The organism is Curtobacterium sp. MEB011 (genome assembly GCF_030209655.1).
Classification (GTDB): Bacteria; Actinomycetota; Actinomycetes; order Actinomycetales; family Microbacteriaceae; genus Curtobacterium; species Curtobacterium poinsettiae.
In genome coordinates, this window is sequence record NZ_JARVRN010000012.1 from 1 (window position 1) to 14674 (window position 14674).

Annotated in this window: 16 protein-coding genes; 6 read left to right on the top strand and 10 right to left on the bottom strand. The window is 70.9% G+C overall.

What is annotated here, in order from left to right; all coding sequences use genetic code 11:
- Positions 1–89: 89 nt before the first annotated feature.
- The 3 genes from QRN30_RS14825 to QRN30_RS14835 are packed head-to-tail and all read right to left on the bottom strand — an operon-like array spanning position 90 to position 1815.
- Positions 90–1088 (bottom strand): SURF1 family cytochrome oxidase biogenesis protein, encoded by a 999-nt coding sequence (locus QRN30_RS14825; protein WP_284761279.1) that lies wholly within the window; start codon positions 1086–1088, stop codon positions 90–92.
- The gene (locus QRN30_RS14830) at positions 1085–1393 is read right to left on the bottom strand and encodes a hypothetical protein (protein WP_081612300.1); all 309 of its coding nucleotides are present in this window, start codon (positions 1391–1393) and stop codon (positions 1085–1087) included. The genes QRN30_RS14825 and QRN30_RS14830 overlap by 4 nt, the downstream gene beginning before the upstream one ends.
- On the bottom strand, positions 1393–1815 hold the full coding sequence (locus tag QRN30_RS14835) for a DUF3099 domain-containing protein (protein WP_052481935.1): 423 nt from the start codon (positions 1813–1815) through the stop codon (positions 1393–1395). The genes QRN30_RS14830 and QRN30_RS14835 overlap by 1 nt, the downstream gene beginning before the upstream one ends.
- A 165-nt stretch (positions 1816–1980) precedes the next feature.
- Between QRN30_RS14835 and fabG the strand changes: the two genes are divergently transcribed.
- Positions 1981–2694, top strand: a complete 714-nt coding sequence (fabG, locus tag QRN30_RS14840; protein WP_031259788.1) for a 3-oxoacyl-ACP reductase FabG — start codon at positions 1981–1983, stop codon at positions 2692–2694.
- Between the two features lie 91 nt (positions 2695–2785).
- Here fabG and serB read toward each other — a convergent pair whose 3' ends face one another.
- Both serB and QRN30_RS14850 read right to left on the bottom strand, forming a co-directional pair.
- The gene (gene serB / locus QRN30_RS14845) at positions 2786–3424 is read right to left on the bottom strand and encodes a phosphoserine phosphatase SerB (RefSeq protein ID WP_017887276.1); all 639 of its coding nucleotides are present in this window, start codon (positions 3422–3424) and stop codon (positions 2786–2788) included.
- A 95-nt stretch (positions 3425–3519) separates the two neighbouring features.
- Positions 3520–4761 (bottom strand): glucose-1-phosphate adenylyltransferase, encoded by a 1242-nt coding sequence (locus QRN30_RS14850; RefSeq protein ID WP_031259790.1) that lies wholly within the window; start codon positions 4759–4761, stop codon positions 3520–3522.
- Between the two features lie 47 nt (positions 4762–4808).
- On the opposite strand from QRN30_RS14850, the gene glgA reads away from it, so the two are divergent.
- The 3 genes from glgA to QRN30_RS14865 all read left to right on the top strand — a co-directional run bounded on the left by glgA (position 4809) and on the right by QRN30_RS14865 (position 7151).
- Positions 4809–6008, top strand: a complete 1200-nt coding sequence (gene glgA, locus QRN30_RS14855) for a glycogen synthase (RefSeq protein WP_284761280.1) — start codon at positions 4809–4811, stop codon at positions 6006–6008.
- A gap of 9 nt (positions 6009–6017) precedes the next feature.
- Positions 6018–6800, top strand: coding sequence for an ABC transporter ATP-binding protein (locus QRN30_RS14860; protein ID WP_017887279.1), 783 nt, complete (start codon positions 6018–6020; stop codon positions 6798–6800).
- 102 nt (positions 6801–6902) lie between these two features.
- The gene (locus tag QRN30_RS14865) at positions 6903–7151 is read left to right on the top strand and encodes a type B 50S ribosomal protein L31 (RefSeq protein ID WP_017887280.1); all 249 of its coding nucleotides are present in this window, start codon (positions 6903–6905) and stop codon (positions 7149–7151) included.
- A 178-nt stretch (positions 7152–7329) separates the two neighbouring features.
- Here the strand turns inward: QRN30_RS14865 and QRN30_RS14870 are convergent, their stop codons facing one another.
- Positions 7330–8076, bottom strand: coding sequence for a 3'-5' exonuclease (locus QRN30_RS14870; RefSeq protein ID WP_017887281.1), 747 nt, complete (start codon positions 8074–8076; stop codon positions 7330–7332).
- Positions 8077–8111: 35 nt separating this feature from the next.
- The gene (gene treS / locus QRN30_RS14875) at positions 8112–9821 is read right to left on the bottom strand and encodes a maltose alpha-D-glucosyltransferase (RefSeq protein WP_017887282.1); all 1710 of its coding nucleotides are present in this window, start codon (positions 9819–9821) and stop codon (positions 8112–8114) included.
- 113 nt (positions 9822–9934) lie between these two features.
- On the opposite strand from treS, the gene QRN30_RS14880 reads away from it, so the two are divergent.
- Both QRN30_RS14880 and QRN30_RS14885 read left to right on the top strand, forming a co-directional pair.
- Positions 9935–11011: an alpha/beta fold hydrolase gene (locus QRN30_RS14880; protein ID WP_350225054.1), complete on the top strand. Its 1077-nt coding sequence runs from the start codon at positions 9935–9937 to the stop codon at positions 11009–11011.
- Between the two features lie 5 nt (positions 11012–11016).
- Positions 11017–12087: a glycosyltransferase family 4 protein gene (locus QRN30_RS14885; RefSeq protein ID WP_042540929.1), complete on the top strand. Its 1071-nt coding sequence runs from the start codon at positions 11017–11019 to the stop codon at positions 12085–12087.
- A 153-nt stretch (positions 12088–12240) separates the two neighbouring features.
- Here QRN30_RS14885 and QRN30_RS14890 read toward each other — a convergent pair whose 3' ends face one another.
- The 3 genes from QRN30_RS14890 to QRN30_RS14900 all read right to left on the bottom strand — a co-directional run bounded on the left by QRN30_RS14890 (position 12241) and on the right by QRN30_RS14900 (position 14608).
- The gene (locus QRN30_RS14890; RefSeq protein ID WP_284761281.1) at positions 12241–12972 is read right to left on the bottom strand and encodes a hypothetical protein; all 732 of its coding nucleotides are present in this window, start codon (positions 12970–12972) and stop codon (positions 12241–12243) included.
- Positions 12973–13039: 67 nt separating this feature from the next.
- On the bottom strand, positions 13040–13678 hold the full coding sequence (locus QRN30_RS14895; protein WP_284761282.1) for a histidine phosphatase family protein: 639 nt from the start codon (positions 13676–13678) through the stop codon (positions 13040–13042).
- Positions 13679–13717: 39 nt separating this feature from the next.
- Positions 13718–14608: a Sir2 family NAD-dependent protein deacetylase gene (locus QRN30_RS14900; RefSeq protein WP_284761343.1), complete on the bottom strand. Its 891-nt coding sequence runs from the start codon at positions 14606–14608 to the stop codon at positions 13718–13720.
- Between the last annotated feature and the right edge of the window lie 66 nt (positions 14609–14674).

Sequence of the window (14674 nt, forward strand, 5' to 3'; positions counted from 1 at the left end):
TGGTGCTGCACGGTGCGGGGAAGCGCGCACGGGGTTGCGAGGTGCGCACGGTGCGCTGACACGCACACACGCACACACACGCCAGCGCGTCAGCGACGGGACGCGATGAGCTCGTCCTCGATCTCGGCGTCGGTCTTCGGCTTGAGGTTCTTGCGGCGTTCGCGCTCGAGGGCACGCTCGCGCTCCTCGGGGTCGTCCTGGTTGAGGTTCCGGTACTCCTGCACCATCACGTACGCCAGGAACCCGAAGCCCCCGGCGGCGAACAGGAACCACTGGATGAAGTAACTCAGGTGCAGCCCGGTGTCGGCGTTCGGGCGATCCGAGCCGAGCGGGCGGGCCTCGGTCGGGGCGGGGGACTCCGAGGCGAGCTGCCCGTACGCACCGGTCCAGATGGGGTCGTCGACCTTGTTCGCCACGTCGGCCAGGGTGACCGACTGCACCTGGTCGGTGTCCTTCGGGTCGGAGCGGCCGGGGATGCGGGGTTCGCTCTGCTGCAGCCGGACGACGGCGGTGACCTCGCCGGACGGGGGAGCGGGAACGTGGTCGGGGGCGTCCTGCGCGTTGCCGGTCGGGACCCAGCCTCGGTCGACGATGAAGGCGCGGCCCTCGGACGTGACGAGCGGGGTGAGGACCTCGAACCCGGGCTGCCCGTTGTGCACGCGGTTGCGGACGAGCAGCTGGGAGTCGACGTCGTACCGGCCGGTGACGGAGACCCGGAGCCACTCCTGCTCGTCCTGCCAGCTCGACGCCCTCGGCAGCGCCCGGTCGAGGGGGACGGGAGTGTGGTCGTAGTTCTGCGCGACCTGCTCGTTCTGCCGGACGGCCTCGTTGCGGCGGTCCCACTGCCACATGCCGAACAGCGTGCAGACGATGGCGAAGGCGACGGCGATCGCGAAGTAGCCGAGCCAGCGGCGGCTCCGGACGAAGCGCCAGCCGACGAAGGGCTCGTCGGAGCGGCTGATCGAACCCGAGTCCGAGCCCGACCCCGAGTCCGAGCCAAAGCCGGAGCTCGATCCAGCGGCGGCACGCTGCAGCTTGGCGGCGTGCTTGCGGCCGTACCGGGACTGCGGGTCGAAGCCGTCGGTCATCGCGAGGTGCCGGTGGCGCGCACCCCGACGTCGTTCTTCGGCGCTGCCACCGGGTCGCGCTCGTCGTCGAGGCGGTCGACGTCCTCGTGCATGCCGGTGACGCGCACCGGGAACGAGCGGGACCGCAGGTAGTCGGCCAGGAAGTCACGGTGCTCGTCGCACGCCGCCCAGATCTTCACGCGGTCGATCGCGTGGATGCGGGGGTTGCGCCAGTTCACGCGCCAGCCGGCCGTCGAGGTGCAACCCGCTCGCGAGCACACCGGGGTCGATCCGGGCTCGGTCTGCAGGTCGAACGTCGCACCCATCAGCGGGGCCCCCACATCTTCGATCGGTCGCCGTTGCGCTGCCACTCGTCCTGGGCGTGCTGCGCCTGCTGGCGGAGGCGGTCCTGTTCGTCGCGGTAGGCCTGGGCCCGTGCATCCTCCTGCTGTTCGCGGAGGCGCGGGTCGACGGCGTCGTACAGCTCGATGGACCCGGCGGGGGAGATCATGTCGCTCTCGGTCCGGCTGCCGGCGTTCGCGATGACGACGGCGACCCAGGGGATCACCGCGGCGAGGACGATCGGGATGACGGCAAGCCACGAGTGCCAGGTCGAGTACACGAGCACGGCGGAGATGAAGAGGACCACTCGGATGGCCATCTGCCAGACGTAGCGGGACAGGCGGTGCGCCCGGTCCTGCTCCGGTGTGTCCGGCAGCGAGGTGATGCTCGTGTGCGTGCTCTTCATACAGATGGTCTCCGTCTACCCGTGGTCAAGCCTAATCCCGCCGGGCCGATCATGGGTGCGCCGCGCGCGAACCGGCAGGGTGGTCGGCTCCGGTACGCTCGTCCGGGCGTGTCCGCCGGGTCCCCGGCACCGCGTGCCGAGCAGAACCCACCGAACGGAGCGACCATGAGCACCCCCCGTACCGTCCTCATCACCGGCGGCAACCGCGGCATCGGCCGCGCGCTGGCCGAGCGGTTCGTCGCAGCCGGCCACCGGGTCGCCGTGACGTCGCGCAGCGGTCAGGGTGGTCCCGAGGGCGCGCTGACGGTGCAGGCCGACATCACCGACACGGCCTCCGTCGACGCCGCGTTCACGCAGGTCGAGGCCGAGTTCGGTCCGATCGAGGTCCTCGTCGCGAACGCCGGCATCACGAACGACCAGCTGCTCCTCCGCATGTCCGAGGACGACTTCACCAGCGTCGTCGACACGAACCTCACCGGCACCTTCCGCGTCGTCAAGCGCGCCACGAAGGGCATGATGAAGGCCAAGTTCGGGCGCATCGTGCTGATGTCGAGCGTCGTGGGTGCCTACGGCCAGATCGGCCAGGTCAACTACGCGTCCTCGAAGGCCGCCCTGGTCGGCATGGCCCGCTCGATCACCCGTGAACTCGGGTCGCGTGGCATCACCGCCAACGTCGTCGCGCCCGGCTTCATCCAGACCGACATGACCGCCGCGCTCTCCGACGAGCTGCAGGCCGAGTTCAAGAAGGCGATCCCCGCCGCCCGCTACGGCACGGTCGACGACGTCGCCGACGCCACGCTGTTCCTGGCGAGCGACGGCGCCGGGTACGTCTCCGGAGCGATCATCCCGGTCGACGGCGGCCTCGGGATGGGGCACTAGCCACCACCTGCGCGACGTTTCGTGCCCAGCGACAGTCCACGGGTGCTCGCGCGCGTGACGTGTCGCTGAGCGCGAAGACCGGACGGTCCGCTCAGCCGCGCAGACCGAGCGTCGCGAGCACGGCGGACAGGTCACGGTCGACGACCGCGACGTCCGCCTGCTCCCGCACGCGCGGCTTCGCATCGAACGCGACCGACAGCGCCGCGACGCGCATCATCTCGAGGTCGTTCGCGCCGTCCCCGATCGCGATCGTCCGTGCCGGGTCGACACCGTCGGCGTCCGCCCACTCGCGGAGCGCGACGGCCTTCGCGTGCGCGTCGACGACGTCGCCGAGCACGCGGCCGGTCAGCACGCCGCCGCTGACCTCGAGCCGGTTCGCCCGGCAGTGGTCGAGGCCCAGCTGCTCGGCGAAGGGGTCGAGGACCTCGTGGAACCCGCCCGACACCACGCCGACGGTGCCGCCGGCGGCGTGCACGCCGCGGACGAGCTGGTCGGCGCCCCGCGTCACACGGACCGCCTGCTGCGCGCGGACGAAGACGTCCGCCTGGAGGCCCGCCAGGGTCGCGACACGCTCCCGGAGGCTCTCGGCGAAGTCGAGTTCCCCGCGCATGGCGCGCTCCGTGATCGCCGCCACCTGTGGCCGGGTCCCGGCGCTGTCGGCGAGCAGTTCGATCACCTCGTCCTCGAGGAGGGTGGAATCGGCATCGAGGACGACGAGGAAGCGGGGCACGCACCAACGGTACCGACTGGCGGAGGCACGGCCGCGTCGGTGACGCGAGCCGTGCCTCCAGACCGTCCGTCCGGGGCTGCGCCCCGGGTGCGTCGTCACGCGTCGACGCGGACGCCCTTGCCCACCACGGTGATGCCGGATGCGGTGACGGTGAAGCCGCGTGCCTCGTCGGTCTCGCGGTCGACGCCGACCTGCGCACCCGGTGCGAGGACGACGTCCTTGTCGAGGATGGCGCGGTTGACGATCGCGCCGGCGCCGATGGTGGCGCGCTCGAACACGATCGAGTCGAGGACCTTCGCACCGGAGTCGATCGAGCACCACGGCCCGATCATGCTGCGCTCGACCTGGGCGCCCGACACCAGGCAGCCGAGCGACACGAGCGAGTCGACCGTGGAGCCGGTGTTGCCGTTCGCGTCGCGGACGAACTTCGCCGGCGGCAGGTTCGTCTGCTGGTTGAAGATCGGCCAGTCCTGGTTGTACAGGTTGAAGACCGGGACCGGGGCGATGAGGTCCATGTGGGCGTCGAAGAACGAGTCGATCGTGCCCACGTCGCGCCAGTAGTACTTGTCGCGGTCGGTGGACCCGGGGACCTCGTTGCGCTGCAGGTCGTACACGCCGGCGTCGCCGCGGTTGACGAAGTCGGGCACGATGTCGCCGCCCATGTCGTGCGCCGAGGTCTCGAGCTGGCCGTCGCGCAGGACCGCGTCGACCAGGGCGTCCGCGTTGAACACGTAGTTGCCCATCGAGGCCAGGATCTCGCCGGGGGAGTCGGCCAGGCCGATCGCGTCCTTCGGCTTCTCGAGGAACGCGTCGATCTTGGTCGGGTCGTCCTCGGCCACCTGGATCACGCCGAACTGGTCGGCGAGGCCGATCGGCTGGCGGATCGCCGCGACGGTGACACTGCGGCCGGAGGCGATGTGCGCCTCGACCATCTGGTGGAAGTCCATCCGGTACACGTGGTCCGCGCCGACGACGACCACGATGTCGGGGCGTTCGTCGCGGAGCAGGTTGAGCGACTGCAGGATCGCGTCGGCCGACCCGGCGAACCAGCGCTTGCCGAGCCGCTGCTGCGCGGGGACCGACGCGACGTAGGAGCTGAGCAGCCCCTCCATCCGCCAGGTCTCCGCGACGTGTCGGTCGAGACTGTGCGACTTGTACTGGGTCAGGACCACGATCTTGTTGAGACCGGAGTTCACCAGGTTCGACAGTGCGAAGTCGATGAGACGGAAGTTGCCGCCGAACGGGACGGCGGGCTTCGCGCGATCGGCGGTGAGCGGCATGAGTCGTTTGCCTTCGCCACCGGCGAGCACGATGCCGAAGACCTTCTTTGGAGCCATGCCGCTCACAGTAGGCGTCAGCACTGGGAACCGGTTACCTTGAACCAGTGCGAGTCGATCTGCTGACCAGGGAGTATCCGCCGGAGGTCTACGGCGGAGCCGGTGTCCACGTGTCCGAACTCACCGCCGCGTTGCGGTCGGGAACGGAGACGGAAGTCCGTGTCCGGGCCTTCGGGGCCTTCCGTGACGAACCCGACGTGTGGGGCTACCGGACCCCGGACGGCCTCGGCCAGGCCAACGGCGCACTGCAGGCCCTGGGTACCGACGTGGCCATCGCAGCCGACGTCGAGGGCGCCGACCTCGTGCACTCGCACACCTGGTACGCGAACTCCGCGGGCCGGATCGCGCAGCTGACCTACGGCATCCCGCACGTCGTCACCGCCCACAGCCTCGAGCCCCTGCGCCCGTGGAAGGCCGAGCAGCTCGGCGGCGGCTACCGCCTGTCCAGCTGGATGGAGCGCGAGGCGTTCGAGAACGCCGACGGCGTCATCGCGGTCTCGAAGGCCATGCGTGCGGACATCCTGCGTTCCTACCCCTCGATCGACCCGGCGAAGGTGCATGTCGTCTACAACGGCATCGACATCGACGCGTGGAAGCCGACCGTCGACGAGGACGCCGTGCGTGCCCTCGGCATCGACCCGACGCGCCCGAGCGTCGTGTTCGTCGGACGCATCACCCGGCAGAAGGGCCTGCCGTACCTGCTCCGCGCCGTGGCGTCGCTGCCGTCGGACGTGCAGATCGTGCTGTGCGCCGGCGCGCCGGACACCCCCGAGATCCTGGCCGAGGTCACCGCGCTCGTCGAGGGGCTCCGCGCCGAACGCGAGGGCGTCGTCTGGATCGACCGGATGCTCGCGCACGAGGAGATCGTGAACGTGCTGTCCTCGGGCACCGTGTTCGTCTGCCCGTCGGTGTACGAGCCGCTCGGGATCGTGAACCTCGAGGCGATGGCGTGCGGGATCCCCGTCGTCGGCACCGGCACCGGGGGCATCCCCGAGGTCGTCGCCGACGGGCTCACCGGTCGCATCGTCCCGATCGACCAGGTGCAGGACGGCACCGGCACCCCGACCGACCCCGACCGCTTCGTGGCCGACCTCGCCGCGACCCTGGCCGAGGTGCTCGCCGACGAGGGGCTGGCGAAGCTCATGGGACGCGCCGGACGGCTCCGTGTCGAGACCGAGTTCACCTGGGACGCGATCGCCACCAGGACACGGCAGGTCTACGACCAGGTGCTCGGCCAGAACCCGTAGGCTGGTGGCATGCCCTCGGTCGTGCGCTTGTCAGACGTCTCCGTGGTCCGCAACGGGGCCACCATCCTCGACGCGATCTCGTGGGAGGTGCAGGACGACGAACGCTGGGTCGTGCTCGGCGCGAACGGCGCCGGCAAGACGACGCTGCTGCAGGTCGCCGGTGCCCAGACGTTCCCGACCTCGGGCGACGTCGAGGTGCTCGGCACCGAGCTCGGTGGTGCGGACCTGTTCGAGCTCCGCCCGCGCATCGGCTTCGCGTCGACCGCCCTGGCGCGTCGCATCCCCGTCACCGAGAAGGTCATCGACGTCGTGCTCACCGCGGCGTACTCGGTGACGGGGCGCTGGAACGAGGAGTACGAGGAGCTCGACGTCCGTCGTGCGCAGCGCGTGCTCGAGGAGTGGGGCCTGGGGTCCTTCACCGACCGCACGTTCGGCGACCTGAGCGACGGCGAGCAGAAGCGCGTGCAGATCGCCCGGGCCGTGATGACCGACCCGGAGATCCTGTTCCTCGACGAACCGGCCGCGTCGCTCGACCTCGGCGCCCGTGAGAGCCTCGTCCGCACCCTCGGCGGCTACGCCCAGAGCGCCGACTCGCCCGCCATCGTCATCGTGACCCACCACGTCGAGGAGATCCCGGCCGGGTTCACCCACGCACTGGTCCTCGCCGACGGCCACGTGCAGGCCGCCGGCCCCATCGACGAGGTCCTGACCGACCAGACCCTGACCGAGGCGTTCGGCATCGACCTCTCGGTCACCAAGGACGCCGGTCGCTACACGGCACGCGCCGCGTAGCGCTGCGATCCCGCCGTCTCTCTGGTATCGTGGACGGCTGGCGCAAGCCGACGACTTCCCGCGCAGTTCGCGCAATCCCACCACCGCTATCGAGGAATCTCCATGAAGACCGACACCCACCCCGAGTACCGCGCCATCGTCTTCCGCGACCTGGCCTCCGGTGAGACGTTCCTGACGCGTTCGACCGCGAACAGCGACAAGACCATCGAGCTCGACGGTGCGACCTACCCGGTCATCGACGTCGAGATCTCGTCCGCTTCGCACCCGTTCTACACGGGCAAGCAGCGCATCCTCGACTCGGCCGGCCGCGTCGAGAAGTTCAACCAGCGCTTCAAGGGCTTCAGCAAGTAAGCAGCCCCCACGCAACGTCGACGGGCGGTCCTCCTGCAGGAGGGCCGCCCGTTCGCGTTGTGCGGTGGCTCCGGCTGCCGCTGGCCCGGGCCCGCAAGACACCGGTGTTCGCGCGTCACACCGGGTTGTGCGGGTGTTCGGCGCACGAACACCGGTGTCCCGCGCGGGCTGTGCGGGGTCAGGCGCCGTTGCGGTGCGGCCAGCGGCCGTCGGCGGTGAACGACGGGTCGCGCTTCTTGCGCATGTAGTCCTGGAACGACGCGGCCTGCTCGGCGCACCAGCCGACCTGCTTGCGGTGGAGTGCTTCGGCGGAGATGCCGAGTTCGTCCGGGTACTTGCCCGCGATGGCCTGGGCGACACGCCCGGCAGCGATGGCGTCCGCGCCGGCGTCGTGGGCGTCGTCGAGGGTGACACCGTAGAGCTCGGACGCGGCTTCGAGCGTGCGCTTGCCCTTGCGGAAGGTGTCGAGCGCCTTGTCGATCACGAGCGGGTCGACGACGTTGCCGACGACGGGGGAGGCGAACCCGTGCCGCTTCGCTTCGCGGTCGAGGACGGTGAGGTCGTAGGGGGCGTTGTAGATCACGAGCGGGATGCCCCGGGCGAACACGGCTTCGATCGCGGCGATGATCTCGCCGACGACCTCGGCCGCGGGACGCCCCTCGGCCTGGGCACGTTCGGTCGTGTACCCGTGCACGGCCGCGGCGCCCTCGGGGATGGGGACGCCCGGGTCGGCGATCCACGCGCCCTCGACGATGGAGGCCCCGGTCATGTCGATGAGTCCGACGTGGGCCGTGACGATGCGGGCCGTCTCGACGTCGACCCCGGTGGTCTCGAGGTCGAAGACGCCCAGCGCGTGCCACCAGGGGCGACCCGTGAGGTCCTGGGACGGAGCGGGTGCGTCGAGCTGTGCTGTGGGGAACGTCACGCGGTCAGGCTAACGGGACGCACCGACACCCCCGACTACCGGGTCGGCGCGCCGACGTGCAGCCAGTAGAACGACTGCGTGCCCATGGTGAGCGTGACGGTGCCGTCCTCGTCGAACGACGGGAACGAGCTGCCGCCGAACAGGTCGTAGAGCGGGCGACCCGCGAACTCCGGCGCGGAGATCGTGACCGAGGTCGGGTTCGTCGCGAACGAGAACACGCACAGGACGTCCTCGGCGGACGGCCCGAACTGCTGCCCGGAGCCCTCCCACGAGCGGACGAAGGCGAGCACCGAGTCGTTGGAGGTCTCCTGCACGTTCAGGGAGCCGAGGCCGAACACCGGGTGGGCCTTGCGGGTGTGGATGACGTTGCGGACCCAGTGCAGCAGCGAGCGCGACTGGGCCAGCTGCGCCTCGACGTTGACCTGCGCGTAGTTGTACACGAGCGACTGCACGACGGGCAGGTAGAGCTTGCCCGGGTCTGCGGTGGAGAAGCCGGCGTTGCGGTCCGGCGTCCACTGCATCGGCGTGCGGGACGAGTCGCGGTCCGGCAGCCAGATGTTGTCGCCCATCCCGATCTCGTCGCCGTAGTACAGGAACGGTGAACCGGGCAGCGAGAAGAGCAGCGCGTGGATGAGCTCGAGCTCGGCGCGCGAGTTGTCGAGCAGGGGAGCGAGACGTCGGCGGATACCGATGTTCGAGCGCATCCGCGGGTCGTAGCCGTACCAGCCGTACATCGCCTGCCGGTACTCCTCGCTCACCATCTCGAGCGTGAGCTCGTCGTGGTTGCGGAGGAAGACGCCCCACGCGGCGCTGGCCGGCACGTCGAGGGTCTCGGACAGGATCGCCTTGAGCTCGGCGGCGTGCTGGGCGCGGAGCGAGTAGAAGATGCGCGGCATCACCGGGAAGTCGAACGCCATGTGGCACTCGGGCTCCTCGTCGGTGCCGAAGAAGGCTGCGGTCTCGCGCGGCCACTGGTTCGCCTCGGCCAGGAGCACCCGGCCGGGGTACTCGTCGTCGACCATCGCGCGGAGCTTCTTGATGAACTCGTGCGTCTCCGGCTCGCCCTCGCCGTTGCCCTCCTCCGACTCGAACAGGTACGGGATCGCGTCGAGCCGGAGGCCGTCGACGCCCATGTCGAGCCAGTGCCGGACGACGTCGTAGATGGCCTCGATGACGGCGGGGTTCTCGAAGTTCAGGTCGGGCTGGTGCGAGAAGAAGCGGTGGAAGAAGAACTGGCGTCGGACCGGGTCGAAGGTCCAGTTGGACTCCTCGGTGTCGACGAAGATGATGCGGATGTTCGAGTAGTCCTCGTCGGTGTCGCGCCAGACGTAGAAGTCGCCGTAGGGGCCGTCCGGGTCCTCGCGGGACTGCTGGAACCACTCGTGCTGGTCGCTGGTGTGGTTGATCACCATGTCGATCACGATGCGCATGTTCCGCTCGTGCGACTTCGTGACGAGCTCGCGGAAGTCGTCGAGGGTGCCGAACTCCGGCAGGATCGCCCGGTAGTCGGCGATGTCGTAGCCACCGTCACGCATCGGCGACTGGAAGAACGGCGGCAGCCACAGCGCGTCGACGCCGAGCCACTGCAGGTAGTCGAGCTTGCCGATCACGCCCTGGATGTCGCCGATGCCGTCCCCGTTGGAGTCGACGAACGACCGGATCATGCACTCGTAGAAGACCGAGCGCTTGTACCACTGCGGGTCGAGCGTCAGGCCGGGCAGCTGGATCGGGGCTGTGAAGGTCACCGTGCTCCTCGTCGTCGTCGACGGACCGCTCGACGGCCCGCCCCGGACACGATAGGCGCGAGATGCTGCGGGTGTCCGGGGATTCGTGCGGTTCGCTCCCTAGACTGACGCCGATGCAACCGCCCGTGCTCTCCCCGTACCAGTCGTTGATGGCCGCCACACCGGTCGTGCACCGGGCCGTCCAGGTCGACGGCCGGACCACGCACTACTGGGTCTACGGGCCCGAGGACGCGGATCGCACCGTGCTCGCCGTGCACGGGTTCCGCGGGGACCACCACGGCCTCGAGACGATCGCCGCGCACCTGGAAGGTGTCCGCGTGATCGTGCCCGACCTGCCCGGCTTCGGCGTGTCCGATCCGCTGCCGGTGTCCGACATCGACGCGTACGTCACCTGGCTGACCGGGTTCCACGCCGCGCTCGGGCTCGGGCGCGACACCGTCGTGCTCGGGCACTCGTTCGGGTCGATCGTGGTGTCGGCCACCGTCGCCGCCGGTCTCGACACCCGGCTGCTCGTGCTCGTCAACCCCATCGCCGCCCCGGCACTGCAGGGTCCGCGTGCCGTCGGGACCGCGATCGCGATCGGGTACTACCGTGCCGGCGCGGTGCTGCCGAAGCCGATCGGGCTCGGGATCCTGCGGAACGGTGCGATCGTCCGGGCGATGAGCATCGCGATGCTGAAGTCGCACGACCCCGTCGTCCGCCGGTGGGTCCACGATCAGCACGACCGGTACTTCTCGGCCTTCGCGAACCGTACGAGCGTGCTCGAGGCGTTCCGCACCTCGGTCACCCACGACGTGTCCGAGTACGCCGACCGGATCGACGTGCCCGTGTTGCTCGTCGCGGCGGAGCACGACGACATCACCGCCGTGCCCGAACAGCGTGCACTCGCCGAACGCCTGCGGGACGCCGAGCTCGTCGTGATCCCGGGTGTCGGGCACCTGGTGCACTACGAGACACCGGCTCCGGCCGCCGCCGCGGTGCTGCGCCGGATGGCGGACACGGCCGCGCGCCCTGGACGGGGCCGCGGCACCAGGGCGGGCCGACCGTCGGGGGCGGGGCGGGCCTCCCGCACGACCGCCGGGAAGGCGACCGAGGCGAAGACGGCTCCGGCGAAGTCGAACACCACGAAGCCGAACGCCACGAAGGCGACCGAGGCGACGGCGAGCGACACGAAGGAGACCGACGCGTGACGCGCCTGCGCATCGGGATCGACTGCCGGTACGTGCGGATCGGTCGGCACGACGGCATCAGCCGGTTCACCGCCGGAGTGGTCGCGAACCTGCCGGACCGACACGACTTCGTGCTGCTCGTCCACGACGAGCGCCAGCTCGAGTCGCTGCCGCCGGACCTGCCGTGGGAGCTGCTGCCGGCACCGACGGACGCGGGGGAGCCGCTCGTCGCCCGGCGGGTCAACCGTCTGGGGCTCGACGCGGTGTTCTCACCGATGCAGACGATGGGGTCGCGCGGGCGCCGGTACGCGCTCGTCCTGACGCTGCACGACCTGATCTACTACCGCAACCGCACGCCCCCGCGGGAGTTCTCGTGGCCGCTGCGGCTCGGCTGGCGGGCGTTCCACCTGTCGTGGGCGCCACAGCGGTTCCTGCTGAACGGTGCGGACGGGGTGGTGACGGTGTCGGAGACGACCGCCGGGCTGATCGCCGAGCACCGGTTGACGAGACGACCCGTGACGGTCGCGTACAACGCGGCCGACCCGGCGACGCCACGGGCGACCGGAGCGCCGCGCGAGCGCTCCCTCGTCTACATGGGGTCGTTCATGCCGTACAAGAACGTCGAGACCCTGGCGGCGGCGCTGCCGCTGCTCGGGGCGGACTGGACGCTGCACTGCATGTCGCGGGTGTCCGGTGCCGACCGGGCGCGACTCGAGGGGCTCGCTCCCGCGGGGACGATCGTCTTCCACGACGGCGCGACGGACGAGGAGTACCTGTCCGTGCTCCGTTCGGCCACGGCGCTGGCGACCGCGTCGTACGACGAGGGGTTCGGCATCCCGCTCGTCGAGGCGATGGGCGTCGGGACCCCGGTCGTCGTCAGCGACATCCCGATCTTCCGCGAGATCGGTGGCGATGCGGCCGAGTACTTCGACCCGGCGTCGCCGTCCGCCGTCGCCGCGGCCGTCCGGCGGGTCGAGGACCGGTGGGACGAGGCTTCGCTGCGGTCGATCGAGCGTGCTCGGCGGTTCCGGTGGCAGGACTCGGCGGAGCAGGTCGTCCGGGCCGTCGAGCGGGCCGTGGGGGACCGGCGGGCCTGAGGGCGGGCGCGGGCGGGCGCCGGCGCGGGCTCGGGGCGCTGCGCGCGGTCTCGCGCTTCGTGGCGATGCGGAACGACGCTGCCGATGTCGTACGACGTCGACCGTGTGGTTCCACGTCGCCCGTCCACGCCCACCACATCACGCCTCCTTCCGCTACTTCCGCGCGATCACCTGCACGTCCGCCCCGGGGAACACCTTCTGCGTCTCCTCGGTCACCCGCGACACGATGGGCGGCACCGCTGCACCCCTCCCCGGGGTCCGCACGACGATCGACTGGTCCCGTGCGGTGTCGGACGGGTCGCCGCCGCGCTCCCACGAGCAGCGGACCGCGGTGACCCCGCCGATGCGGTCGAGCGTGTCCGCCAGCGCGAGTCGCTTCGCCGCGACCTCCCCGGCTCCTGTGACGCCGATCTGCAGGCTGCCGAGGTCGGCGATCACGACGACGCGGACGCCGTTGCCACCGGACTCGTCGGCTGCACGGCTGATGGCGGCGACCAGGTCACGTCTGGCAGCGCGGTCGAGCGAGGGGTCGGCGCGGACCGTCGCGACCGCGTCGTAGCTCGCGAACCCGGTCTTGGCCGGGGCGTGGTGCCGCACCTCGATGACGCCGGGCAGGTCGTCCACCCGCGTGTCGAACCGGTCGAGCGCGATGTCCGGCCGTGGGAACACCCCGCCGATGCCGTTCTGCACGGAGCCGATGATCGACCCGAGCACCACGGCGATGACCGCGGCCACGACGAAGACGCTCCCGCCGATGACGAACCAGGTGCGGGCGCGGGGGCGCGTGGGGATGCTCGCCGTCTCCGGGCCGAACACGCGGTCGAGGTCGTCGTCGGACGGATCGGGGGCATGCCGGCCGTGTCGGCTGGTTCCGTCGTCGGACATCTGGCTCCCGTCACCCTGGGTCGCGGGTGGTCCCCGGTGTGCGGGTGCGTCGGAGCGTAGTCCCCGGTCAGCCCCGGCGTTCCAAGGGGTTCTGGTACTCGAACGCCGAGCCGCCGGTGGCGTCGGAGACGTCGTCGATCGGGTCGTCTAACCGGACGAGTTCGGCGTGGAAGCGCTCCGGGTCCCACCGGAACGAGTGGATGGACCCGTTCCGGATCGGGGTGTGGCCGCGGTCGGCCGTCCCGGGGGCTGCGGCGTTGACGACGCTGCGGATCACCGCGCCGTGCGTCGCGACCACCACGACGCCTCCGTCGAAGCGCACCGCGATCTCGCCGAGGGTCTCGGTGATCCGCGCGAGCAGGGCGGAGCGGGACTCCCGACCGGGGATGTCGTCGTGCGGGTACCGGGCGGACACCTCGTCGTCGGTCAGACCCTCGGCCTCGCCGTAGGACCGCTCGGCCAGGCCCGGGTACGTCGTCGGGGCGTCGAGTCCCAGGTGATCGGCGATGATCGCACCCGTCTCGGCGGCGCGGGACAGCGGGGAGGCGACCACGGCGTCGAACGGCCGGCGGGTCAGGAGTTCGGCGGCCTCGGCGGCCTGCCGTCGTCCGGTGTCGTTGAGCGGGATGTCGGTGGAGCCCTGGATGCGGCGCTGCGCGTTCCAGTCGGTCTCGCCGTGGCGGACGAGGTACAGGAGGGTCGTCACTCGTCGATCTTCGCAGACGCGACCGGCGGACCCGTCCGGCTACTCGGACGAGCGCGAGTCCTCGCGCGACGCTGCGGGTGACGCCGCGGGCGACGCCGCGCGCGACGCCCCCGCCGCACTGAGCCGCTCCGCCAGGTGCACGAGCGTCTCGGTGGTGCCGGCGTCGAGCTTCACGGCCGCCCGGCGGTCGCTGCGGGTCTCACCGCGGTTCACGATGACCACCGGGTTCTTCCGGCGTGCCGCGTGGTCGACCAGCCGCACGCCCGAGTTCACGGTGAGGGAGGACCCGACCACGAGCAGCGCGTCGGCGTCGGCGACGATCGACACGGCCTCGCGGAACTTCTCGGCCGGCACGAACTCGCCGAAGAAGACGACGTCGGGCTTCAGGTCGCCGCCGCAGACGGAGCACGCGGGCACGACGAACCGTTCGACCTCGGTGATCTCGACGTCGCCGTCGGGCTGCAGCTGCACGGACCCCGGCTCGTCGATCCAGGGGTTCGCCCGGTCGATGGTGGTGGCGAGGTCGGAGCGGGAGAACACCTGCCCGCACCGCAGGCACACGGCGCGGTCCATCGACCCGTGGATCTCGACGACGCGACGGGACCCGGCGCGCAGGTGCAGGCCGTCGACGTTCTGCGTGATGACGCCGGCGACGATCCCGGCGTCCTCGAGCGCGGCGAGCGCCCGGTGCCCGTCGTTCGGCGTGGCGGCCGCGAAGCTCCGCCAGCCCAGGTGCGATCCGGCCCAGTACCGCTGGCGCTTCGCGGGGTCGGCGAGGAACTCCTGGAACGTCATGGGCTTCCGCACGACGCGTCCGGCTCCGCGGTAGTCGGGGATGCCGGAGTCGGTGCTGAGACCGGCGCCGGAGAGCACGGCGACGCGCTTGCCCGCGAGCAGCTCGACGACACGGTCGAGGTCGTCGGCGCTCACCGACCCGGAGGTGGCCCCGGAGGCCGCTCCGGTGGTCGGTCCGGTCGTCGACGCAGCATCATCCAG

What these genes read in the sequence shown, in the direction of transcription:
- QRN30_RS14890 (WP_284761281.1), bottom strand. Translation starts at nt 12,972, where the DNA reads ATGTCCGACGACGGAACCAGCCGACACGGCCGGCATGCCCCCGATCCG.
- QRN30_RS14865 (WP_017887280.1), top strand. Translation starts at nt 6,903, where the DNA reads ATGAAGACCGACACCCACCCCGAGTACCGCGCCATCGTCTTCCGCGAC.
- QRN30_RS14860 (WP_017887279.1), top strand. Translation starts at nt 6,018, where the DNA reads ATGCCCTCGGTCGTGCGCTTGTCAGACGTCTCCGTGGTCCGCAACGGG.
- QRN30_RS14850 (WP_031259790.1), bottom strand. Translation starts at nt 4,761, where the DNA reads ATGGCTCCAAAGAAGGTCTTCGGCATCGTGCTCGCCGGTGGCGAAGGC.
- QRN30_RS14830 (WP_081612300.1), bottom strand. Translation starts at nt 1,393, where the DNA reads ATGGGTGCGACGTTCGACCTGCAGACCGAGCCCGGATCGACCCCGGTG.
- QRN30_RS14825 (WP_284761279.1), bottom strand. Translation starts at nt 1,088, where the DNA reads ATGACCGACGGCTTCGACCCGCAGTCCCGGTACGGCCGCAAGCACGCC.
- QRN30_RS14835 (WP_052481935.1), bottom strand. Translation starts at nt 1,815, where the DNA reads ATGAAGAGCACGCACACGAGCATCACCTCGCTGCCGGACACACCGGAG.
- QRN30_RS14880 (WP_350225054.1), top strand. Translation starts at nt 9,935, where the DNA reads ATGCAACCGCCCGTGCTCTCCCCGTACCAGTCGTTGATGGCCGCCACA.
- fabG (WP_031259788.1), top strand. Translation starts at nt 1,981, where the DNA reads ATGAGCACCCCCCGTACCGTCCTCATCACCGGCGGCAACCGCGGCATC.